The organism is Amycolatopsis sp. NPDC059021, assembly GCF_042739895.1.
Classification (GTDB): Bacteria; Actinomycetota; Actinomycetes; order Mycobacteriales; family Pseudonocardiaceae; genus Amycolatopsis.
Genome location: NZ_JBHYIQ010000024.1, coordinates 36,527 through 57,904, shown reverse-complemented (window position 1 = coordinate 57,904; position 21,378 = coordinate 36,527). Strand labels below are relative to the sequence as shown.

Genomic DNA, 21,378 nt, shown 5'->3' with positions numbered 1-21,378 from the left:
CACCGCCCCCCCACCCCCTCATCACCTCTGCCCTTGAGGGCCTCATTCACAGCGCAAATTGCGGTTAGGGCGGCATTCACGGCGTACCTCGTGGGGGTTCCGCGCCGGGACCGGACGTGGGACACGACCGGTGCCTCCCCGCCACGCGGCGTGTCCCACCTTCCCGGACCCCGTGTTCCACTGTCGCGCACTTCGTGTCACACGTTCGGCCGCCCGGACGCCGGGAAGTAGACCACTGTCAGACCAATTCGCGCCCGGAACCTACTGGTGACCCGGTCCGCTGAGGCATCATCGGCGGACGGATTGGTCCATCGGACCTCGCGGGCGGCCTTGGCCGCGCCGCGCCCATGGCGTGTGCTGGATCCGGTCGCCCGGCCTCGGATTCGGCGGTGAGGAGGGCAGGATGACGGCCCCCGGAAAGATCGGCGAAGTGCGGGCACGCCTGCTCGACCTCGTCGACCTCCTGCCCGAAGGTGCCCCGTTGCCCCCGGAGCGCGAACTCGCGGTCCGCTGGCAGGTGGCCCGTATGACGTTGCGCCGCGCGATGGACGACCTCGTGCTGCAGGACCTGCTGGTGCGCAGGCAGGGCAGCGGCACGTTCACGTCGCGGCCGAAGGTCAGCCGCAGGCTCGCGATGACCTCGTTCTCCGAGGAGATGCGGCGGCGGGGCATGCGGCCGGCGAGCCGCACGCTCGAACTGCGCCGCCGCCGGGGTGATCGCGCGCGGTGCAGGCTGCTGCGGATCCCGGCAGGCGACCTCGTGGTCGAGTTCGTCCGGCTCCGGCTGGCCGACGACGCGCCGATGGCGCTGGAGCGCACCTTCGTCCCGGATCGCTACGTGCCGGGTCTCGCGATCGACGACCTCAACAGCTCCTGGTACGAGCTGCTCGCGACCCGCTACGGCACCGACATCGTCACCGGTACCTGTCAGCTGGACCCCGTGCTGCCGGACCAGCGGACCGCCGAACAACTCCAGATCCCGGTCACCCAGCCCTGCCTGCGCATCCGCGGGATCAGCCTCGACGCGCGGGGCCGGGTGATGGAGAGCTGCGAGGCGACCTACCGCGGTGACCGGTACGCCATCACCGCCGATCTCCGCAGGCCCGGCCGGACGGCCGAACGCAGTGCGCTGAGCTGACCCGAATCCCGTATCCACCTGGAGGCATCATGGCCATGCGCGGAATCCGACGCCTGCGGCAGATCCGGACGGCGGGTGCCGGGATCCTCACCGCGATCCTCGCCACCGGCGTGCTCACCGCGTGCGGCGGTGACTCCGGCGGCGCGGTGACGCTGACGTTCTGGTCGCACACCCATCCGCCGATGATCAAGCTCAACCAGGCGCTCATCGCGGAGTACGAGCAGCAGCATCCCAACGTCAAGATCAAGTACCAGCAGATCCCGAACGACGAGTTCGACACGAAGATGCTGACCGCGATGAGCAACGGCACCGGCCCGGACGTGCTCAACATGGACGACAGCGCGCTGCGCGGCGAGTATCTTCCCAAGCGCCTGCTGGCCCCGATCGACCTCGGCGCGTTCGGCGTGCAGTCCGCGGACGCGCTCAAAGCGCGTTACGTACCGGGGACGCTGGACGGCGCGTCGGCCGACAAGGAGCTCTTCGGCCTGCCGAGCGAGTTCAACGCGACCGCGTTCGCCATCAACACCAAGCATTTCGCCGACGCCGGTCTCGATCCGAACGCGCCGCCGAAGACGTGGCAGGACGTGGCCGAGGCGTCGAAAAAACTCGCCGCGGCCCAGCACACCCAGGCGTTCAGCTTCCTGTACCTGCATTCCGGCTGGTACACCCAGCAACTGCAGACGCTGCTGAACGAGACCGGCGGCACGATCACCGACCAGAAGCACGAAAAGGCGACCGTCACGACGCCAGAAGCGCAAGCGGCGTTGAAGCTCTGGACCGATCTCGCCACCGGCGAAGGACGTACCGCCGACCCGAACAAGACTTCGCGCGAGGCGACTTCGCCGTTCAGCGACCTCGCCACCGGACGCCAGTCGATGGCGATCGTCTACCCGTGGGCGATGGAGCAGATCCGGCAGAGCAACCCCGACACCTTCAACCAGCTGAAGCTCGTCCCGCTGCCACAGGTGAACCCGGCGAATCCGGTGAACCGCTGGTACGGCTACTACTGGGCGGTCAGCAGGGCGAGCAAGCACCAGGACCAGGCCTGGCAGTTCATCGCCTACCTCGCGAGCCAGTCACAGCGCTGGCTGTCGGACGTGAAGTTCATCCAGCCGGTGAAGGACTGGGACACCAGCCCCGCCGGCAAACAGGTTCCCGGCCTCGAAGTCTGGTCGGCGGCTTATCAGAAGGGGAAGTTCGACGAGGTCGCCCCGCACTACGCCGAGATCAAGGACGCCGTGATGGGGATGGTCAACGACACCGTCTTCGACCGCGTCGCGATCCCGGAGGCCACGCGGAAGGCCGCCGAGCGGATCAACCGCAGCCTGGGGAGCTGAGCGGATGGCGGTGCTCTCGATCCGGCCCAAGGCACCGGAAACCCCGGTGCCCCGGCGGAACAAGCCGGTGCGGCGGCGCGACGTCGTCGGCATCCTGCTGGCCGTGCCCGCGATGGCGTTGTTCCTCGCCTTCGCGATCTACCCGATGCTGCGGGTGTTCTACCTGTCCCTGTTCGACTACAGCCTGACCGCGCCGCCCGAGTTCGTCGGATTCGACAACTTCGCTTATCTGGCAACGGATCCGCAGTTCGGCGCCGCGTTGTGGCAGACCGTGGTGTACGCGGTGGGCACCTATGTCCCGGCGATCGTCCTCGCGCTCGTGCTGGCCCACGCCCTCAACACCCGGGCACGCGGCAGTGGCCTGTTGCGGTTGCTGTACTTCCTGCCGGTGGCGATCAGCTGGGTCGCGGTGTCGGTGATCTGGCGCGTCGTGCTGAACCCGGACGGCCTGCTCAACCAGGCGCTCGGGTTGCACCTCAACTGGCTCACCAGTTCCGGCAGCGCGATGTGGGGGCTGGTGCTCATGGGGGTGTGGAAGGAAACCGGGTTCTTCCTGATCCTCTTCCTCGCCGGGCTCCAGTCCATTCCCGGCGAACTCTACGAAGCGTCCCGTTTGGACGGTGCGGGTGCCTTCGCGCGCTTCCGTTACATCACCTGGCCGATGCTGCTCCCGGTCACCGCGGTGTGCTCGGTGATGGCGGTGATCCGCGGGTTCCAGGCGTTCAGCCCGCAGCTGGTGCTCACCAACGGCGGCTTCGGTACCCAGGTGGTGAACCTGTTCGTGTACAAGACCGCGTTCGAGAACGCCAGGATGGGCCGCGCGTCCGCGGTCGCGGTGCTCATGTTCCTGTTGCTGTTCGGGCTGACCCTGCTGCAGCTCAAGGTGTTCGCGAGGAGGGACCGATGACCGGGCGGCGGACTCCGGCCGCGCGGGCGGGGCGCGCGACGACGCTGATCGTGGCCGGGCTCGGCGGCCTGGTATTCGTCGCCGTGCTGGTCTACGCGGTGCTGACCGCGCTCAAGCCGTCGTCGGAGGTGCTGTCGGTCCCGCTGCGCTGGCTGCCGACGAAATTCGCCTGGGAGAACGTCACCCTCCCGTTCACCGAGACGCCGTTCGCGCGGTACTTCCTCAACAGCACGGTCGTCGGGATCAGTGTCACGCTGCTGAACGTGCTGACCTGCACCGCGGCGGGGTTCAGCTTCGCGAAGTTCCGTTACCGGGGCCGCGACGCCGCGTTCATGATCGTGCTGGCGACGCTGATGATCCCGGTCGAGATCATCTACGTCCCGTTGTACAGCCTGGTCTACTCGCTCGGCTGGGTGGACAGCTTCGCCGGGCTGATCGTCCCCGCCGGCACCAGCGCGTTCGGGATTTTCCTGATGCGCCAGGCGATCGGCAACGTCCCGGACGAACTGCTGGAGGCGGCGCGGCTGGACGGCGCCGGCGATCTGCGCACGCTGGTGTCGATCGTGGCGCCGGTGGTGAAGGGCCCGATGGCGGCGCTGGCGTTGTTCATCTTCATGCTCAACTGGGATTCACACCTGTGGCCGCTGCTGGTCGCCTCCGACGACGACCACCGGACGCTCCCGGTGGGCCTGGCGGCCATGCAGGCGAACAACCTGGGCAGCGCGGCGGTGCCGATGATGCTCGTCGCCGCGCTGCTCGCCGCGTTGCCGACCGTGCTGTTGTTCGTGACGCTGCAACGCCGGTTCGTCGAGGGCGTCACGATGTCGGCAGGTATCCGATGAGTACCCGGACATGGGTCGCGGTCGACAGCGGGCAGACCGGGATGCGGCTGCTGTCCGGTCCCGAGCCCCGGATCGGCCGTGGCCCCGGTTTCGACTACCGGCAGGGCGATCCGGTCGCCACGATCACCGCGGCGGTGCGGGTCGCGGCGCTCGACGCGGGGCTGTCCGGCCCGGTCGGCGTCGCGTGCCTCGGCCTGACCGGCTGCCCGGCCGAGCCCGCGGATCTCGACCGGCTCGGCGTCGCGATCGCCGCCGTGCTGGGGGCCGCCGAGGTACGGCTGTGCGAGGACATGGTGACCGCGCACGCCGGGGCGCTGCGGCGCGGGCACGGCGTCGTGCTGGCGGCCGGGACCGGGGTGGTGTGCCTGGCGGTCGGCAAGGACGGGGAGTACCGGAAGGTCGACGGCAGCGGGTACCTGCTCGGTGACTCCGGGAGCGGGTTCGCGATCGGGCGGGCCGGGCTCGCCGCGGTGCTCGCCGCCGCGGACGGCCGGGGCGAGGCGACCACGCTCACCACCGCGGCCGAACGCCGCTACGGCCTCGGACCCGGGCTGGCGCAACGGATCCACCAGGCCCCGGCCCCGGTCGCCACCGTCGCGTCGTTCGCGCCCGACGTCTTCGCCGCGGCCGCCCGCCGGGACGCGGTCGCCGGGGCGATCGTGACGGGCGCCGCCGGGGATCTCGCGCACACCGCCGCCGCGGCGGTGCGGGTGCTCGACCACGGCGACGCCGTCCCGGTGGCCTGCACCGGCCGGGTGTTCGAGGCGGGCAAGCTGCTGCTGGCCCCGCTCCGCGAGCGGTTGGCCGACCTCGCCCCGGCGGCGCGGCTCGTCCCGCCGGCGGGCGACCCGCTCGACGGGGCCGTCCGCCTCGCCACGGCCGAGCCGGGGCCGTATGCCCGTCTCCTGCACGTACACCGTGGTACGGCGGCTTTTCCACCGACCGAGGAGGCCCTCGTGAAGAACGCTGTGGAGATCACCTTGGACACGCTGCCCTTTCCGTCCGGTGCGCTGCTGGTGTCCTGCCAGGCCCAGCCGGGCAATCCGCTGCACGGCCCGGCCTCGATGGCGCGGATGGCCGCCGCCGCTGCCGCGGGCGGCGCACGCGCCATTCGCGCGAACGGGCCCGCCGACGTCGCCGCCATCCGGTCCGAAGTGGACATACCGGTGCTCGGCATCAACAAGGTCGCCTCGCCGGACGGGGTGTTCATCACGCCCTCGTTCGAATCCGCGGCCGAGGTCGTGCGGGCGGGGGCGGCGATGGTGGCCGTCGACGGCACCAGCCGCCCGCGACCCGGCGGCGGCACACTCGGCGAGCAGATCCGGCGGATCCACGACGAACTGCGGGTGCCGGTGATGGCCGACGTCGACACCGTCGCCGCGGGCGTCATGGCGCGGGAAGCGGGCGCCGACGTCGTCGCCACGACGCTGGCCGGATACACCGGCGGCCCGGTGCCGGAGGGGCCGGACGTCGATCTCGTGGCGGCGCTGGTGGCCCGGCTCGACTGCCCGATCGTGGCCGAGGGGCGCTACCGCAGCGCCGAGGACGTGCGTGCGGCCGTCGATGCCGGGGCGTACGCCGTCGTCGTCGGCACGGCCATCACGAACCCGATGGCCATCACCACCCGGCTCGCGAAGGCGCTCTCATGAGCGTGCGGATCGGTCACGGCCGGGCCGTCCTCGACGTGCCCGTCGGCACCCCGCTCGGCGGTTACGCCGCGCGGGCCGGGACGAGCACCGGCACGCTCGACGCGCTGGAAGTGCACGCGGTGACGATCAGCGCGGGCCCGCGCCGCTTCGCCTGGGTCGTCGCCGATCTGCCCGCGGTGAACACCGATCTGGCGGGTCCGTTGCTGAGCAGGCTGGCCGGATCGCTGCGGACGTGTCCCGAGCTGGTGTGGCTTTCGGCGACGCACACGCATTCCGGCCCGGAGGTCGGCTGTCACCCCGGGGGCGGCCGGACCCCGCCCGAGTGGACCAGTCCACTGCTCCGGACCGGTGAGCGCGCGGCCGCACGGGCGATGATCGCCGAGGTGCCCGGTCAGCTCACCGTCCACAAGGGACTCATCGGTGACGTCGGCGGGCAGCGCAGCGGGCCGTCTCCCCGCGCGGACGTGCCGGTGACCGTGCTGGCCGCGCGCAACCGGGAGCTGGTGCTCGGTGTCCTCGTCGTGCTGCCGGTGCATCCGACCGTGCTGGGCGCGGACAACCTGCTGGTCAGCGCCGATCTCGCCGGGGCGGTGCGGCGCGCGGTGGCCGCGCGGCTCGGCGGCTGGGCGGTGGTGGCCACCGGTGCCGCGGGGGACGTCAGCACCCGGCCGCATCGCCGGGAGCAGCGCCCCGGCGAGCTGGACCGGCTCGGCGCGCTGGCCGCCGAGCAGATCCTCGCGCTGGTCAGGAAGCCGGGGACGCCGGTCGACCTCGGCCGCCGTCCGCTCGCCGGCGCGCGGACGTGGTCGTTGGCCCTGCCGGGCCGTGCGGGCGAACCGGTGCCGGAGACACGCGCCATCCGGGAACGGCTCGACGCGGCCCGCCGGACGGGAGACCCGGTCGCGGTGCGCGAAGCCGAGACGGCGTTGCAGGGAGCCGAGCTGGCCGCGTCCGCGAGGATCGGGGACCCGCGGTTGGTGGTGAGCGCGGTCCAGCTCGGCGAGCTGGGCATGATCGGCTTCGGCGGGGAGCCCTACCTCGCCGTCGAAACCGCCCTGGAGTCCGAAGTGGACGGACCGATCACGCTGGTGGGCTACACGAGCGGGTACCTCGGCTACCTGCCCGGCGCCGCGGCCTACGACACCGACGTCTACGAGGTCAACATCTCGCCCGTGGCCGCGGGTGGCGCCGAACTCGCCGTGTCCGAAGCGGTCCGGCTGCTGCGCGCCTGCTCCGTTTGACCCACTACGTTTGTCGGTGACCGGGATCTCATTATTTTGTTCGAGCGACAGATAACGCTGCCGAATCCGCCGGGTAGCCCCGATTCAGTTCGGGGAAAGAGGCTTGACGACGGGTCCGGCCGACCCCTAGACGGCCGGACCCGTCGTTCTTGCTTCCTGGCAGGCGGAGTGCCATCTCGGCAGGCGGATGGCGGGCACCGGGGATGCCACCTCCGCACCAGGTCTCACGTTGGTGAAGCCCCGAGTTAGTTAGTACACTGACATGAGACCGTTAGTCAACCCGCGTGGGTTTAAGGCCGGGTTACGAGGCGAGAGAGTGAAGGGAACTGTCCACCGACGGCAAAGCGCCACCCCCGTCCGGGGCCACTGTCGGTGGAGGAACTGTCTACTACGATTCCGGGTCAGCACCCGATCGACGCTGACTCGCTAGGAAGGGGCTTGGGTGGCCATGAGCGACGGGGATGCGGAGAAGCCGCAGGCTTCCGGGCCGGGATCGACGCTGGCCGATCGGTTGAACTACCTGTTCGACACCGTGCAGGACGGGCGTCTGATGCGGCCCTACACCAATGGCGAGGTCGCCAGGGCGGTGGTCGCCGCCGGGGGCAGCCTCAGCGAGAATTACCTGTGGATGCTGCGGAACGGCCAGAAAGACAATCCAACTTTCAAGCATCTGAAGGCGATCGCGGACTTCTTCGGTGTTCCCGCCGGGTATTTCTTCGACGACGCGGTCGAAGGGCGGCTTCGTGACCAACTGGCCGCGTTGAAAGCGGCCACCGGTTCCGGCGATATCCGGTTGATGGCCAGCCGGGCGGGCGAACTCTCCCCGGAGAACCGCCGGAAAATCGTCGACATGGTGGATATGGTGTACCGCCTCGAAAGAGGCCATGATGGTCGGGATACCTGAGATCACCGGCCCGCTGGGCCCGGTGCACGCGGCGAACCGGGACGGCCACCATGAAGGAACGGGTGTTGCGGCGACAGTGCCGCCGCCTGCTCAGAGAACTGGACATCCAGGCCCCGCTTGACGTACGCGGGCTGTGCGACCGGCTGGCCGAACACCGGGGCAGGCCGATCAAGCTCGTCGACTACCCGCTGCCGGTGCCGGGCGAGTTCGGCGTCTGGTTCGCCAGCGACACCACCGACTACATCCTCTATCAGCGGGAAACCACGAAGACGCACCAGGATCACATCATCCTGCACGAGGTGGGCCACATCGTCGCCGGGCACAGCAGTGACGAAACCGACGACGCGCTGCTGCAACGGCTCTACCCCGACATCGCTCCCGATGTCGTCCGCCGCGCGTTGCTGCGCCGGACGCACTACGACGCCGATCAGGAACGGGAAGCGGAAACGGTGGCGACGATCATCCTGGAATGGGCGTCGGTCATCAACTACGTCGCCCCGCAGGTGCCCGGTGGCCGGGCACTGCAGACCGCGCTCAACGGCCGCAGGGGCTGGCTGTGAGCCTGCAGATCACCCTGCTGGTCGCGCTCACGATCGGCGCGCTCTGGAAGACCGTCGACCTCGTCCGCTCCGCCCGTGACCGGCTGCTCCGCCTGCTGGTGGCGTGTCTGTGGCTGCTCGCGCTCGGCCACGCGCTGAGTCTCACGGTCGTGACGAAGGCCCTCGACAACGCGACGACGCCGGGTGTGGCCAAGGTCGCCTACAACGCGCTGGTCATGGGCGGGCTGTTCGCGCTGGTGTCCTTTTTCGTCTACGCGACGCGCGGGGACGGGCCCGCCAGCCGCCGCCGGTTCCGGATCGACGGGCTCCTGCTCGCCGCGACCCTGCTCACGATGCTGGTGCTGATGATCGTGACACCCGCGGCGCTGCGCGGGCACACGCTGTCCACACCGCACATCACCGAAGCGCCGATCGCGTGGTTCTACATCGTCGGGAACATCTACTTCGTCTACGCGTACCTCGTCAGCGGGCTGTGGGCGCTGCGGTACTCGGTCCCGGCGTCGCGGTACCTCACGATCGCGCTGTGGATCATCACCCTCGGCCTCGCCGGGCTCATGCTCACCTCGGTCAACCGCGCGATCTGGGTGATCATCCGCTACAACGGCGGCCCGCCGCTCAAGGGCCTCAACGCGATCAACTGGCCGATCTCCAACGCGTCGTTCGTGCTCGTCACGCTCGGGATGTGCCTGCCGGCGGTGGTTCAGCTGATCGGGGCGATCCGCTCGTGGCTGCTGCACCGCAGGCTCTACCGCGAACTGGACCCGCTCTGGTCGGCGCTGAACCGGGCCTTCCCGGAGCTGATGCTGGAGCGTCCCGAGAACGGCCGGTTCCGGTTCGGCCGCACCCACCGCGGGTTCTACCGCAGGCTCATCGAATGCCGGGACGGGCTCGTGCGGCTCAGCCCGTACATCGCGATCGCCGCGAAGGGCGAGGACGTCAGCCGCTGCACCCCCGGGGAACTCGCCGGATACATCAGGTCCGCCCTCGCACTGAAGCCGGGCGAGGAGGATCCTCGTAACGCGCTGAACGCGGTGTCGGTGGCGATCCCGGACGGGAGCGACATGAATTCCGATGTGCTCGGTCTCGTCGCGGTGTCGAACGCTCTGGCGGGAAGTCGCGCGTGAGTGCTTTGCTGCTCAGCGGATCGCGGGTGCTCGTCGGACCGGCGGGCGAGTTCGTCGACGACGGCGCCGTCCTGGTGGAGGACGGCGTTATCCGTGCCGTGGGGCCGCGCCAGGACGTCGAGCGGGTGGCCGGGCCGGGTACGCCGCGGCGGGTTTTTCCCGGGGGGACGATCCTGCCCGGACTGATCGACTCGCACGTCCATCTCGCGTTCGACTCCAGCGCCGATCCGCTCACCGCGGTCGCCGACGCCGACCCGGCGAAGCTGCTGCTGGGGATGGCGGGACGGGCCCAGCAGCTGGTGTCCGCCGGGGTGACCACCGCCCGCGACCTCGGTGACCGGGACGCCCTGTCGGTCGTGCTGCGGGACGCGATCGCGGCCGGAACCCTTGCCGGGCCCCGGATCCTCGCCGCAACGTCGCCGCTGACCTGTCCCGGCGGGCACTGCGGGTTCCTCGGCGGCGAAGTCGGCACGGACGCCGAGATCCGCGAGCGGATCAAGCGCGTCGCCGTGGAAGGCGCGGACCTCGTCAAGGTGATGGCGTCGGGCGGCGCGCTGACGCCCGGCGGGCCGCGGATGTGGGAACCCCAGTTCACCGCCGCGCAGCTGCGGCTCATCGTCGCGCAGGCGGCCGGATACGGCCTCGGCGTCGCCGCGCACGCCCACGGCACGGACACGATCGCGCACTGCGTCGAGGCCGGGGTGCGGACGCTGGAACACTGCTCGTGGCGCGTCGAAGCGGGACTGCGCTACGACCACGACCTAGCGCGGGAGATCGCCGCGCGGCGGATCGGGGTGTGCCGGTGCGTTTCCGGTGACTGGCGGCTGTTCCTCACCCAGCTCGGGCCGAACGCGGACGCGCTGGTCGATTCCATCCGGCGCATGCGGGAAGCCGGGGTGCTGTTCATCGCGGGCACCGACGCGGGGGTCCCCGGCGCGCGGTTCGACGATTACGTCGGCATGCTGGAATTCTTCGCCGAACTCGGCTTCGGGAACGCCGAAATCGTCGACATGGCCACGGTGAACGCCGCCGAAGCCCTCGATCTCCGTGACACCGGGCGGCTGGCGGCGGGCCTGCGGGCCGACGTCCTCGTCGTACGCGGCGACCCGCTGACCGACCTGAGCGCGCTCCGCGACGTCGAATTCGTCCTCACAGGGGGACGCGCCCACGTCCCCGCCTGACCCCGGGTCTGGTGCTGCTTGGTCCACAGTGGACGGATATGAGTGTTCGGGATCCTCTGGGTATACCCCCACCCTCCCGGGGGCACCCCTGCAACCAGCCTATCGCGCAGGGGGTGCGTGGGGAGGGTGCCCGGCGAATCTGTGGATAACCGGGGTGGCTGTGGACAGCTTCGCGTGGGGGCACTTCAGCGGGTCGTGAAGGGGCATGTCGAGGACGCTCGGCCCGGAGCCACCGACTCGCCGCTGTCCTTTGTCGCGAACGCTCCGTTGGGGACGATCAACGTCCCCAACGGAGCGTTCGCGACGCGCGCCATCGCCGTGTGAAGCCTCAGCCGTCCTGATGAATGGTGCCGCGAACGGCACATTGGGGACATTCAACGTCGCCAATGTCCCATTCGCGACACCGCTCCGGCGGACAGAGCTGGATCAGTGGCGCAGGTGGGCGGCGAGGAGGTCGCGGGCGTCGGAGTCCCAGTTGTGCTGGATGAGGCGGGTGTGCTGGGTCAGGCACCGGACCGCGGGGTTCCGGGACCGGCGCAGCCGCTCGGCGACCGCGGGCAGCGCGTCGAGACGTGTCTGGATGGCACGCAGGTCGCCGAGGCCGAGCAGGCCCCGCTCGAGCCGGTCCCGCATCGCGCGCGGGTCGGCCTGGACGGCGAGGGAGAAGAGCGACTTGTCGCGTCCGTAGCAGAAGTCGTGCAGGAACAGCAGATCGGCGACGTCCTGATCGGTCGCGTCGTCCCCGAACGCCGCTTGGCCCAGCCGCTCGCGGAAGTCCGCGTCGGACAGCTCGGGATTGCGGGCGTACTCGCGCAGCGCGACGCGGTTGACGGCGACCACGGGGTCCCGGTAGGGATTCTCGTCCAGGCCGATGAAGTCGAACCCGAACGGACGCAGTTGCTGCCCGACGAGGTTGGTTTCGCCGAATTCGGCGTGCTCGGCGACGAAGGTGAAGAACTCCTGCGAGGGGAAGTACGAGGCGAAACCGTGATCGCGCACCCAGCGGACGCTCGCCCGCACGTTGCCCGGCGGCTGGCTGATGACGTCCAGATCGAAGTAGTAGGCGCGTGACACCTTCTTCGCGAATTCGAGGTTGACCGTCCACGGGCTGAAGATCACCGTCCACCGCGGATCGTAGGGAAGTTCGGCTCCGTTGGGCCCGCCGACGAAGTAGTTGGGGTGCACGAGGATGTCCGCGTCCGGATCGTGTGCCCAGACCTCGTCGGACAGCCGGCGGACGAACTCGAACTCGATCTCGTAGTAGTGCCTCGGCCCGCCGCAGTCGCCGCCGGTGCAGATGTCGATGTCCGAGGATTCGATGAGCAGGCCGTCGGCGTTCGGGTAGAAGTCGAAGTACATCTCGCGCGCGTATTCGAGCATGAAGCGCTTCGCGTCCGCCTTCGTCGGGTCGAGGTTGTAGCCCCACGAATGGATGCCCTGCATCCGGGCGAGGCGGCCGTTGGACTGCTGGGCCTTGAGATCCGGTCGTTCCAGTGCGTACTGGTTGGTGCCGTCGTAGGTGTAGGGGGTGAAGCCGAGCAGGATGCGGATGTCCTTGGTGTGCGCGTAATCGATCAGCTCGCCGACGAAGTTCTCCCGCACGTTGCGATGGGACCGGTTGTACCGCCACGTGATCGGGTACTTCCGGGACCGGAAGGCACCGCCCATCCACAGCACGACGCGTTCGACGCCGTCCTCGGCGAAGCTGTCCATGATGGACTTCCAGGTGTCCAGTCCCGCCGTCGGGATGCGGCAGAACGTCAGGTAGCAGCCCCGGCCGACGGGCAGCGGCGACGGGGTCATCGGGATTTCCGGGCCGGGTGGCGGCACCGCGAGCGCCTGTCCGGCAGGCACGGCTGAATCGATCAGCGTGCCCGCGAGCGCGGCGCCGCCGATCCGTAACACGTCACGTCTGCTGACCATCGTGGTCCCCTGCCGTCCGGCGGCCCGGACTCCACGGTGTCCGGGGTATCCCCTCGACGTTAAGTTGCCGGTGCCGGAAGGAAAAGCGGCACTGCCCCAATGGCGTAGACCAGTGATCACCGATTGCGGCAGACGGCGGAACCGGCGGGCGCGACACGAGTACGCGCCTGATCCGGTCGCCATCGGTCCTTTGTGGATTCGTGATCACCGGGTGTGGCGGCTTTCCGCGATTCGAGTGTCCATTGTGGTCGGTTCGGTCATCGACGGGCGGCCGGACGTTCCGGGCAAGGCCGCGACCGGCGCCGGGCCGTGATCGGCGGCCCGCGGGCGCCCGGTGGTGGCGCCGCGGGCGGTGGCGGGCCCGGCCGAACCGATTCCGGCATTTTCTGGTGAACCGTCCGGTAACTTCCAACAGTACAGCCGTTATTCTCGAACCCGCTATTGGCCGCTCTCCGTGACTACTAAGATGCGCTCAATGCGCACCGGGGACGTGATCGCCAGTCGGTACCGGCTCGAAGACGAGCTGGGTTCGGGTTCCAATGGTGTCGTATGGAGCGCTTTCGACCGGAAGCTGAAACGGCTGGTAGCGCTCAAACGGCCGCACTCCCTGCGCGGGGAAACGGAGCGTGACCGGTTCCGGCGGGAGGCCGAGAACGCGGCACAGGTGTATCACCCGAATGTCGTCTCCGTCTTCGACACGGTCGACGACGACGAATGCTGGCTCGTGATGGAGTACCTGCCTTCGCGCAGTCTCGACAAGCTCATCGAGGACGGCCCGCTGGCGCCGGAGCGGGTCGCGAGGATCGGGGCGCAGGTCGCGGCGGCGCTGGAGGCGCTGCACTTCCGGGGCGTCGTACACCGCGACGTCAAGCCGGGCAATATCCTCGTCACCGAGAACGACCTCGCCAAGCTGGCCGACTTCGGCATCGCCGTCTGGCGTGACGTGACGCTGACCGACGACGGCCGCATCACCGGCACCGCGGCTTACGTGGCCCCGGAGGTGGCGAACGGCAAACCGGCGACGACGGCGTCCGACGTGTTCTCCCTCGGCGCCGCGTTGTTCGCCGCGGTGGAGGGCACTCCGCCGTTCGGCACCGGGCACCCCGAGGCGGTGCTGGCACGCGCCAGGAAGGGCACGATCCCGCCGATGCGGCAGGCGGGCCCGCTGGCCCCGGTGCTCGCCGACATGCTCCGTACCCGGCCGGGGGAGCGGCCGGGCACGGCCGAGGTGGCCGAACGGCTCCGGGAATGCGCCGGCGGCTGGGAACCGCCCATCACTCCGCCGCCGTCCCCGCCGGGACGGCAGGGCCGTGGCCGGCGCCGGCGGGTGTACTGGCTGGGCGGCACCGCCGCCGTCCTCGTGATCGCGGCGGTCGCCGTCCTCCTCGTCTCGCTGATGACGGCACCGTCCGACGAGGATGTCATCGGCGACCCGCGCACCGTCGATCCGTGCGCGCTGGCGGATCAGGACACCATGCGCCAGTTCGGCAGAGTCAAGTTGCAGAACGACTACGGCGGTTTCGAGCGGTGTGACATCTTCGTCGAGGTGGGCGCTCCCACGCAGGTGGACCTGAAGTTCGAGTTCACGGCGCCGGACCCCGGGGTGCCTCGCGCTATCGCGCCGGGCGAGTTCGCGGTGCACAAGAACCCGCGCAGCGGTGACGAGTGCGATCGCTGGATCTCGGTGACGCAGCAGGTCGACGCGCGGGTCACCGCGAAGCAGACGAACCCCACCGCCGACCTGTGCGGGATGGCCGATGTCGCCACGAAGAGCGTGGTCGCGAAGCTCCGCCAGGGGCGCCTGCCTCGCCGCGAGCCGTTCAATCCCGCGTCGCTGGCCAACTTCGATGCCTGCGGCCTGTTCAACGGCGGCGCGCTCGCCGGTATCCCCGGTATCGACGCGATCCACCCCGAGGTCGGCTTCGGCAACTGGAAGTGCGCTTGGAAGAGCACGACCGACTACACGGAGCTGCATGTCCTCTTCGATCAGAACACGGATTTGACCGCGGATTCGGGCGGGCCGACTCAGCTGTTCGGTCACGAGGCGTATGTGGAGAGCGAGGACGAAGGCGGCAAGGGGACGTGCAGGGTGCGGGTCGTCCATCGTCCGTACGCCGACCAGCGTGGCCGCAAGGCGGTCGAGCTCGTGCTGGTGGAGGTGGAAGGCAGGAAGCCGGGCAAGGACTTCTGCCAGACGGCGACCGACATCGGACGGGCCGCCGCGACGGCCCTGCCGAGCTGAACGTCGCGCGGGAGGGGTCCCGGCACTCCGGCCCTACGCTGATCGCGGGACCGGCTCGTCCGGCTGCCGTGAACCGTGAGGAGGAACCGCCGTGAGACTTCGTTCGAGTGACGGCGAAGGCCGCAGACTGCCCAGCGACCACGGCAGCCTGGCGTTCGGTGTCGCGCCCCGCAACCCCGGTGCCGCCAGGACGCCTGCCCCCGGCGCGATCTCCGCGCTCGCGATCGGCGGCGGGTACACCGTCGGCCCGCGCGAGAACCGCACTGTCCTTTTCGGACGGAACAAGGACGAGGTGCACGTCTGCGTCGGCGAGGACGACCGGCGGGTCAGCAGGCAGCAGGGCGTGCTCACGCACCGCCGCGGCCAATGGTGGGTGGGCAACACCGGACGGCTGCCGATCCGGCTGCCGCAGTCGCGGTGGTTGTTCCCCGAGGAGGAGGAAGTCCCGCTCACCTCCGGGTACACCCCGATGTTCCTGCGGGGTTCGGCGGACCGCGAGCACCTGCTGGAGGTGTACGTGGTCGGGTCGAACGGCGAGCAGCCGACGGCCGTGCACACCGAGCCCACCGACACCCCGAGGACCTGGCGCCTGGAACCGCACGAGCGCCTCGTCCTCGTCGCGCTCGGACAGCGCTACCTCCGGCACGAGGCGCGGCCGCAGCCACTGTCCCGTGTCCAGGTGGCCGATCTGCTCGCCGAGCTGCAGCCGGACGCGGAGTGGGGCTACCGCAAGGTGGAGCGGGTCGTCGCGAACGTCCGGTACCGGCTCGCCCACGCCCGGCAGCCGGTGGCGGGACTGACGAAGGAAGAGGTGCCCGAGCCGGTCGGCAACTGGCTCAACCACAACCTGCTGACCGAACTGGTGATGAACACGACGACGCTGGTGCCACCGGATCTCGCGCTGCTCGACGAGCCGCCCGCACCGGAATCGGCGGACTGACCCGGGTTTCCTTACCCGGCCCCGAGATACCGGGCGACGTCGTCCGCCAGCTCCAGGCCTTCGAGGTACCCGGCCAGCGCCGCGCTCGCGCGTCCCGAGGGATCGAACGGGTCGGCGGGGAAGAGCCGATTCGCGTGTTCTCCCGGCTCGATCACGAACGCCCGTTCCAGCGTTTCGGCCTCCTCGGGGTCGAGGCCGGGCACCGGCTCGCGCATGGGCTTGACGACCACGATCCGGCGGTGGTCGCGCGCGAGGACGGCGTTGGTCGTGGTGAACATCCCGCCGTCGATGTGGTCGGCGCCGTCGATGCGGACCACCGGCCAGATCCCCGGCACCGCGCAGCTCGCCTCGACCGCCGTGGCCAGTGGCACGCCGGACTCGCGGGTCAGCACGACCCGGCCGGACCGGTTCAGCGCCACCACGGCCAGACCGGCGTCGGGCCACTCCGGGCGGGGAAGCCGCGCCCGGATCACCGCCGCCCTGGCACCGGGATCGATCGTGCGGTGGGCGACCGAGAAGTCGATCAGGTCGGTGAGCATTCCGGCCGCCGGCTTCCCGCTCTCGAGCACCTTCGTGACGGACTCGAAGAAGACGTCGAGCGGCATTCGCGGGGTGAGTTCGTCATTGAGCAGGTCGGGTCGCGTGGTCGTCGCGTATCTGCGCAGCGCGCCCTCCTGCAGGACCTGCGCGGCCACCGCCGAACCCGCGGACGTGCCGACGACCTGATCCGCCCGCGACGCCAGGTCGAGGCCCTTCGCTTCGAGCGCGGCCAGTACGCCGGTCAGCCAGCCGATGCCGGACAGCCCGCCGCCACCGAGGACCAGGGCGAGGTTCGCGGAAGAATCGTTCGTCACCGCACCAGCCTCCACCCTTGACACCGGTGTGAACGCAAGGGCCCGGTCACCTTTCCCGCGCGGCGGACGTCGTCGGAGTGAGTGATCCATCAGCGTCGCCCGAGGAGCCGAGGTCCGTGAACACCCAGATCTACCTTGCCGTCACCGTCGTCACCATCGCGATCAACGCGGCGATCGCCATCGCCGACTTCGCCAGGGCGAAATTCGTGCTGGCCAACTCGGCGGCGGTGGACGTCCCGCCGTCGTGGCTGCCGTTGCTCGCCACGCTCAAGAGCGCGGGCGCGGCCGGTCTTCTGCTGGGGCTCCTGGGTTTCCGGATCCTCGGGATCGCCGCCGCGATCGGGCTGACGCTGTTCTACGTCGGCGCCGTCGTCGCGCACATCCGTGCCCGGGTGCTCGGCAACATCGCTTTTCCCGGCGCCTTCCTGGCCTTCGCGGCGGCGAGCGCGGTCCTGGCCTTCCTGCACTGAGCCTGGACGCCTACGGCTCTCCGGTGCAGTCTCTTCGTGAGCGAACCACTCTCGAGGAGGGGACGGGATGACCGGGAAAGTGGTCTGGCACATGACGATGTCCCTGGACGGCTTCATCGCGGACCGGGACGACGGGCTGGACTGGGCCTTCGGTCACTCCGCGCCGACGGCGGAGGCCGCCGAGGTGATCCGGACGACCGGCGCGTTCATGGCAGGCGGCCGCAATCTCGACGCTTTCGGCGACGAGCGCACGAAGCCCTACGGCGGTGCGTGGACCGGCCCGATCTTCGTGCTCACCCACCGGGATCCCGGGACCACGCCGGACCCGTCCATCACGTTGCTCTCCGGCGACATCACGGACGCCGTCGATGTCGCGTTGAAGGCCGCCGACGGGAAGAACCTCGTCGTGACCGGCGGCAGCGTCCCCCGGCAATGCGTCGCGAGGGGACTCGTCGACGAGATCGTCGTGCACCTCGTCCCCGTCCTGCTGGGCGACGGCGTCCGCTTCTTCGACAGCCCCGGCGGCCCACCAGCGAAACTGGAACTGATCCGAAGCGAGGCCGAGCAAGTAATCGACCTCCGCTACCGCGTAGTGAAGTAACCGCGGCGGGACCACGCTGGTTCGGGAACCGTCCGCACCGTGGGGGTCTGGGGGCTCGGCCCCCAGGACAATGACCACCCGATCCCGCGAAGCCGCGCAGCGGCGAGCAGGGATCGGCCAATCGGGTGGGGCCGGAGAGACTCGAACTCTCACTGGCACGGACCTAAACCGTGTGCCTCTGCCAATTGGGCTACGGCCCCCAGTACTGCTCGGTGAAGCGTAGCGCGCGGGTTCGCCGGCTCCGCTCGGCGTGGCCAGTGCCGGGTGCGCGGGGGGTGTCCTCTAACGTGGGCGCTTGAAGTCCCGAAGCGGCGAGGAGGACACGTGGCTCGCGACCCCGAGACCATCGAGCGTGAGATCGAGCAGGCCAGGAACGCGCTGGCTTCCACGCTCGACCAGCTCGGCACCAAGGCCAATCCCCGGAAGCTCGCCGATCAGGCGAGCCAGGGCATCAGGGCCAAGCTGAACGAGCCCAAGATCAAGTTCCCGCTGATCGGCGTCGGCGCCCTCATCGGGGTGCTGTTGCTGCGCAAGCTCTTCCGCTGAGTCAGGCGCGGGCGGCCGGCGGCGTCGCGGCCTTGGCGGAAGCCTTGGCCTTGGTGTCGCCGGTCTTCTGCTCCTCCGGCTTGCGGTCCTCGACGGCCTTGGGGAGTTGCTTGCTCGGCGGGAGCTGCGGTTTCCCGCTGGTCTTCTCCGCGGCGGGTGCGTCGGCCTGCTTCGGGGCGGTGGCCGAGGGCGGGACTTCCAGCGGAGCGATCTCCGGCAGTGTGAGCCGCGCGGTCATGTAGGCCGTGGTGAACTCGAGTGCGCTGCCGTTGAGCAGGTGCACCACCGTCGACTTGCCTTCGGGTGCCAGCTTCTCCACGAGCTGGTCCGTCCGGTCCCTGGCGGCGATGATGCCGGGAGCCCTGGCGGTCAGTTCCTTGCCATGGCCGCTCACCGTGATCGTCCAGTCGGCGTCCTCCTGGACGTAGGTCGCCGTGATCGGTTCCACCATCTGCACTCACCCCTTCCCCTCATCAGCATGCGTCACGGACTGGGACTCGGCCACCGCGCGCGCATGACGGAGTCGCCCGCCTCGTTGCGCGGCTGTGACAGTCCAGCACACTTTGTCCGTGTTATCGATACCGTAATACAACTCTGTGTCACAAGACACGGAGTGGAATGTGCTCTGAGTGACGACCGAATGGCGTAATGCACGGGCATCTTCACGAGCAGATCACCCGTGGCGGGGATCCAGTCCCGACCACAGCACGTCCATCGCGTACTCGGTGGCCATCTCCGGGGTGACTTCTTCGTGTCGCTCGCACCAGATGGCGAGCCGTTCGTTCGAGCCGACCACGATCTCGGCGGCGGCCTCCGCGCGCAGGTGATCGTCGTCGGCGAGGTAGGCGCTCACCAGCGCGGCGATCAGGTCGGTCTGCTGGCGCCGGATCTGCTCGATCTCGTCCGCCGCCGGCGTGCCGATCAGTGCCATCTCGTGGCGCAGCAGTGACCACGCCTGCCGTCGTTCGCGGATGAAGACGAAGAACGCCAGCATGCCGCGGCGCAGTGCCTCCTCCGCGGTTTCGGCGCCGACGGTCGCCTGGGCGGTGACGTCGCGCAGTTCCGTCCTCGACTGCCGGATGCAGGCCAGCAGCAGGCCTTCCTTCGAGCCGAAGTACTCGTACAGCATCGGCTTCGAGACGCCGACCAGTTCGGCGATCTCGTCCATCGACGCCGCCGCGTATCCCCGTGCCGAGAACACCTGCTCGGCGACTTCGATCATCTGCCGTTCGCGTTCGGCCCGGGGCATGCGCTTGCGCTTGGCGGTGGTCACGGGTAACACTCTACCGCCAGTAACCTACTCCGAGTAAGATGGACTCCGGGTAACAGGAACGCGGGAGGTCGGCAGATGGGCAAGCGCACCGAAACGGGGGTCGTCATCGTCGGGACCGGGTTCTCCGGCCTCGGCATGGCGATCCAGCTCCGCAAGGAGGGGCGCGAAGACTTCGTGATCCTCGAGAAGGCCGACGACGTCGGCGGGACGTGGCGCGACAACAGCTACCCCGGCTGCGCCTGCGACATCCCGTCGCACATGTACTCGTTCTCGTTCGAGCAGAATCCCGGCTGGTCACGCGCCTATTCGCCGCAGCCGGAGATCTGGGGCTACATGCGCCGGGTAGCCGACAAGTACGACCTTCGCCGCTTCGTCCGCTTCGGCCAGGAGATGACCAGCACTCGCTGGGACGCCGACGAAAACCGCTGGTACGTCGTGACCGAGTCCGGCGACGAGTTCGTCGCCGGCGCGCTGGTGCTCGGCATCGGGGCGCTGCACCTGCCGATGATCCCGGACCTGCCCGGCATCGAGAAGTTCGCTGGCCGCGCGTTCCACTCCGCGCAGTGGGACCACGACTACGACCTGGCGGGCAAGCGCGTCGCGGTGGTCGGCACCGGGGCGAGCGCCGTACAGTTCGTGCCGAAGATCGCCCCCGACGTCGAGAACCTGACGCTGTTCCAGCGCACCCCGCCGTGGATCATGCCCAAGCCCGACCGCGCGATGCCGGGCTGGCTGCGCGGGTTGTTCCGTTCGGTGCCCCTGGCGCAGCGGGCCTACCGCGATTTCGTCTACTGGCGGCTGGAAGCGCGGGCGCTCGGGTTCAACGGCCAGTCGTGGGTGATGAAGCTCGGCCAGCGCCTGGCCAAGCGCAACATCGACAAGGCCGTCAAGGATCCGGAACTGCGGGCCAAGCTGACCCCGGACTACACCATGGGCTGCAAGCGGGTCCTGATCTCCAACGACTACTACCCGGCGCTCGCCAGGGACAACGTCGACGTCGTCACGGACGGCGTCGCGGAGGTTCGCGAACACAGCGTCGTCGACGCGGCCGGGGTCGAGCACGAGGTCGACGCGATCATCTACGGCACCGGCTTCCACGTCACCGACGCCTTCGACGAGCTGGAGATCCTCGGCAAGGACGGCCGTGATCTCGGCAAGGAGTGGGCGAGCGAGGGGATGCGGACGCATCTGGGCATCACCGTGTCCGGGTTCCCGAACCTGTTCCTGCTGCTCGGCCCGAACACCGGCCTCGGCCACAACTCGGTGGTCTTCATGATCGAGTCGCAGATCCGCTACGTCGCCGAGGCGCTGCGGCTCGCCCGCGGCAAGGCGCTCGACGCGCGGCCGGAGGCGCAGGAGCGGTTCAACACCGAGATCCAGCGGAAGCTGGCGAAGGGGATCTGGACGCGCGGGGGCTGCAAGAGCTGGTACCTCGACGCGAAGGGCGTCAACCGGACGATCTGGCCGGGCTTCACCTGGCGCTACTGGCTGGCGACGCGCAAGGTGCGCCAGTCCGACTACGAACTCCTCGGCTGATCATCGGTCCGTGAAGGACTCCAGCACCCGCCGCACCACCCGGGCGGTGTGAGTATCAGTCTGGGGGGGGGGGGGTGGGGGAGGGGGGGGGCCGGGGGGCGGTGCGGCGG

General features: G+C 69.6%; 21 protein-coding genes and 1 tRNA gene. 17 read left to right on the top strand and 5 right to left on the bottom strand.

Features of this window, described 5'->3' with window-relative positions:
* Positions 1–403: 403 nt before the first annotated feature.
* From ACFWX1_RS16880 to ACFWX1_RS16835, 10 genes are all read left to right on the top strand, one after another.
* Positions 404–1,138 (top strand): GntR family transcriptional regulator, encoded by a 735-nt coding sequence (locus ACFWX1_RS16880; protein WP_378328588.1) that lies wholly within the window; start codon positions 404–406, stop codon positions 1,136–1,138.
* A 29-nt stretch (positions 1,139–1,167) separates the two neighbouring features.
* Complete coding sequence (locus ACFWX1_RS16875; protein ID WP_378388189.1) at positions 1,168–2,475, top strand: ABC transporter substrate-binding protein; 1,308 nt, start codon at positions 1,168–1,170, stop codon at positions 2,473–2,475.
* A gap of 4 nt (positions 2,476–2,479) precedes the next feature.
* Positions 2,480–3,382 (top strand): carbohydrate ABC transporter permease, encoded by a 903-nt coding sequence (locus ACFWX1_RS16870; RefSeq protein WP_378388187.1) that lies wholly within the window; start codon positions 2,480–2,482, stop codon positions 3,380–3,382.
* Positions 3,379–4,224, top strand: a complete 846-nt coding sequence (locus ACFWX1_RS16865; RefSeq protein ID WP_378388186.1) for a carbohydrate ABC transporter permease — start codon at positions 3,379–3,381, stop codon at positions 4,222–4,224. The genes ACFWX1_RS16870 and ACFWX1_RS16865 overlap by 4 nt, the downstream gene beginning before the upstream one ends.
* Positions 4,221–5,873, top strand: a complete 1,653-nt coding sequence (locus ACFWX1_RS16860; protein WP_378388184.1) for a putative N-acetylmannosamine-6-phosphate 2-epimerase — start codon at positions 4,221–4,223, stop codon at positions 5,871–5,873. Before ACFWX1_RS16865 ends, ACFWX1_RS16860 begins: the two co-directional genes overlap by 4 nt.
* A complete protein-coding gene (locus ACFWX1_RS16855; protein ID WP_378388182.1) occupies positions 5,870–7,114 on the top strand; it encodes a hypothetical protein in 1,245 nt (414 codons plus the stop codon). The genes ACFWX1_RS16860 and ACFWX1_RS16855 overlap by 4 nt, the downstream gene beginning before the upstream one ends.
* A 442-nt stretch (positions 7,115–7,556) precedes the next feature.
* Positions 7,557–8,018 (top strand): XRE family transcriptional regulator, encoded by a 462-nt coding sequence (locus ACFWX1_RS16850; protein ID WP_378388180.1) that lies wholly within the window; start codon positions 7,557–7,559, stop codon positions 8,016–8,018.
* A gap of 50 nt (positions 8,019–8,068) precedes the next feature.
* The gene (locus ACFWX1_RS16845) at positions 8,069–8,578 is read left to right on the top strand and encodes a hypothetical protein (protein ID WP_378328581.1); all 510 of its coding nucleotides are present in this window, start codon (positions 8,069–8,071) and stop codon (positions 8,576–8,578) included.
* Positions 8,575–9,702: an MAB_1171c family putative transporter gene (locus ACFWX1_RS16840; protein ID WP_378388178.1), complete on the top strand. Its 1,128-nt coding sequence runs from the start codon at positions 8,575–8,577 to the stop codon at positions 9,700–9,702. Before ACFWX1_RS16845 ends, ACFWX1_RS16840 begins: the two co-directional genes overlap by 4 nt.
* Positions 9,699–10,883 (top strand): amidohydrolase family protein, encoded by a 1,185-nt coding sequence (locus ACFWX1_RS16835; RefSeq protein ID WP_378388176.1) that lies wholly within the window; start codon positions 9,699–9,701, stop codon positions 10,881–10,883. The genes ACFWX1_RS16840 and ACFWX1_RS16835 overlap by 4 nt, the downstream gene beginning before the upstream one ends.
* Positions 10,884–11,309: 426 nt before the next feature.
* On the opposite strand, the gene ACFWX1_RS16830 is transcribed toward ACFWX1_RS16835, so the two are convergent.
* A complete protein-coding gene (locus ACFWX1_RS16830) occupies positions 11,310–12,806 on the bottom strand; it encodes a hypothetical protein (protein ID WP_378388175.1) in 1,497 nt (498 codons plus the stop codon).
* A gap of 112 nt (positions 12,807–12,918) precedes the next feature.
* Here ACFWX1_RS16830 and ACFWX1_RS16825 point away from each other — a divergent pair, with 112 nt between their 5' ends.
* The 3 genes from ACFWX1_RS16825 to ACFWX1_RS16815 all read left to right on the top strand — a co-directional run bounded on the left by ACFWX1_RS16825 (position 12,919) and on the right by ACFWX1_RS16815 (position 15,988).
* A complete protein-coding gene (locus ACFWX1_RS16825; RefSeq protein ID WP_378388173.1) occupies positions 12,919–13,119 on the top strand; it encodes a hypothetical protein in 201 nt (66 codons plus the stop codon).
* Between the two features lie 162 nt (positions 13,120–13,281).
* Positions 13,282–15,048: a serine/threonine-protein kinase gene (locus ACFWX1_RS16820; protein ID WP_378388171.1), complete on the top strand. Its 1,767-nt coding sequence runs from the start codon at positions 13,282–13,284 to the stop codon at positions 15,046–15,048.
* Positions 15,049–15,139: 91 nt separating this feature from the next.
* Positions 15,140–15,988 (top strand): FHA domain-containing protein, encoded by an 849-nt coding sequence (locus ACFWX1_RS16815; protein WP_378388170.1) that lies wholly within the window; start codon positions 15,140–15,142, stop codon positions 15,986–15,988.
* Positions 15,989–15,999: 11 nt separating this feature from the next.
* Here ACFWX1_RS16815 and ACFWX1_RS16810 read toward each other — a convergent pair whose 3' ends face one another.
* On the bottom strand, positions 16,000–16,842 hold the full coding sequence (locus ACFWX1_RS16810; RefSeq protein WP_378388168.1) for a patatin-like phospholipase family protein: 843 nt from the start codon (positions 16,840–16,842) through the stop codon (positions 16,000–16,002).
* A gap of 116 nt (positions 16,843–16,958) precedes the next feature.
* Between ACFWX1_RS16810 and ACFWX1_RS16805 the strand changes: the two genes are divergently transcribed.
* Positions 16,959–17,312 carry a DoxX family protein gene (locus tag ACFWX1_RS16805; protein ID WP_378388166.1) on the top strand — a complete coding sequence of 118 codons (354 nt, stop codon included), beginning with the start codon at positions 16,959–16,961 and terminating at the stop codon, positions 17,310–17,312.
* Between the two features lie 67 nt (positions 17,313–17,379).
* Complete coding sequence (locus ACFWX1_RS16800; protein ID WP_378388165.1) at positions 17,380–17,913, top strand: dihydrofolate reductase family protein; 534 nt, start codon at positions 17,380–17,382, stop codon at positions 17,911–17,913.
* Positions 17,914–18,039: 126 nt separating this feature from the next.
* Here ACFWX1_RS16800 and ACFWX1_RS16795 read toward each other — a convergent pair.
* Positions 18,040–18,113 (bottom strand) — tRNA-Leu (locus ACFWX1_RS16795).
* 124 nt (positions 18,114–18,237) lie between these two features.
* On the opposite strand from ACFWX1_RS16795, the gene ACFWX1_RS16790 reads away from it, so the two are divergent.
* Positions 18,238–18,459 carry a DUF3618 domain-containing protein gene (locus tag ACFWX1_RS16790; protein WP_378388163.1) on the top strand — a complete coding sequence of 74 codons (222 nt, stop codon included), beginning with the start codon at positions 18,238–18,240 and terminating at the stop codon, positions 18,457–18,459.
* A gap of 1 nt (position 18,460) precedes the next feature.
* Here the strand turns inward: ACFWX1_RS16790 and ACFWX1_RS16785 are convergent, their stop codons facing one another.
* Both ACFWX1_RS16785 and ACFWX1_RS16780 read right to left on the bottom strand, forming a co-directional pair.
* Entirely contained in the window at positions 18,461–18,910 is a 450-nt protein-coding gene (locus tag ACFWX1_RS16785; RefSeq protein ID WP_378388162.1) for a hypothetical protein, read from the bottom strand.
* A 222-nt stretch (positions 18,911–19,132) separates the two neighbouring features.
* Positions 19,133–19,732 (bottom strand): TetR/AcrR family transcriptional regulator, encoded by a 600-nt coding sequence (locus tag ACFWX1_RS16780; protein WP_378388160.1) that lies wholly within the window; start codon positions 19,730–19,732, stop codon positions 19,133–19,135.
* Positions 19,733–19,807: 75 nt separating this feature from the next.
* Between ACFWX1_RS16780 and ACFWX1_RS16775 the strand changes: the two genes are divergently transcribed.
* Positions 19,808–21,268 (top strand): flavin-containing monooxygenase, encoded by a 1,461-nt coding sequence (locus tag ACFWX1_RS16775; protein WP_378388158.1) that lies wholly within the window; start codon positions 19,808–19,810, stop codon positions 21,266–21,268.
* Positions 21,269–21,378: the final 110 nt, after the last annotated feature.

Excerpts from the sequence above, each read along its gene's own strand:
- ACFWX1_RS16880 (WP_378328588.1), top strand. The coding sequence starts at position 404 with ATGACGGCCCCCGGAAAGATCGGCGAAGTGCGGGCACGCCTGCTCGAC.
- ACFWX1_RS16875 (WP_378388189.1), top strand. The coding sequence starts at position 1,168 with ATGGCCATGCGCGGAATCCGACGCCTGCGGCAGATCCGGACGGCGGGT.
- ACFWX1_RS16870 (WP_378388187.1), top strand. The coding sequence starts at position 2,480 with ATGGCGGTGCTCTCGATCCGGCCCAAGGCACCGGAAACCCCGGTGCCC.
- ACFWX1_RS16865 (WP_378388186.1), top strand. The coding sequence starts at position 3,379 with ATGACCGGGCGGCGGACTCCGGCCGCGCGGGCGGGGCGCGCGACGACG.
- ACFWX1_RS16860 (WP_378388184.1), top strand. The coding sequence starts at position 4,221 with ATGAGTACCCGGACATGGGTCGCGGTCGACAGCGGGCAGACCGGGATG.
- ACFWX1_RS16855 (WP_378388182.1), top strand. The coding sequence starts at position 5,870 with ATGAGCGTGCGGATCGGTCACGGCCGGGCCGTCCTCGACGTGCCCGTC.
- ACFWX1_RS16845 (WP_378328581.1), top strand. The coding sequence starts at position 8,069 with ATGAAGGAACGGGTGTTGCGGCGACAGTGCCGCCGCCTGCTCAGAGAA.
- ACFWX1_RS16830 (WP_378388175.1), bottom strand. The coding sequence starts at position 12,806 with ATGGTCAGCAGACGTGACGTGTTACGGATCGGCGGCGCCGCGCTCGCG.
- ACFWX1_RS16820 (WP_378388171.1), top strand. The coding sequence starts at position 13,282 with ATGCGCACCGGGGACGTGATCGCCAGTCGGTACCGGCTCGAAGACGAG.
- ACFWX1_RS16800 (WP_378388165.1), top strand. The coding sequence starts at position 17,380 with ATGACCGGGAAAGTGGTCTGGCACATGACGATGTCCCTGGACGGCTTC.
- ACFWX1_RS16785 (WP_378388162.1), bottom strand. The coding sequence starts at position 18,910 with ATGGTGGAACCGATCACGGCGACCTACGTCCAGGAGGACGCCGACTGG.
- ACFWX1_RS16775 (WP_378388158.1), top strand. The coding sequence starts at position 19,808 with ATGGGCAAGCGCACCGAAACGGGGGTCGTCATCGTCGGGACCGGGTTC.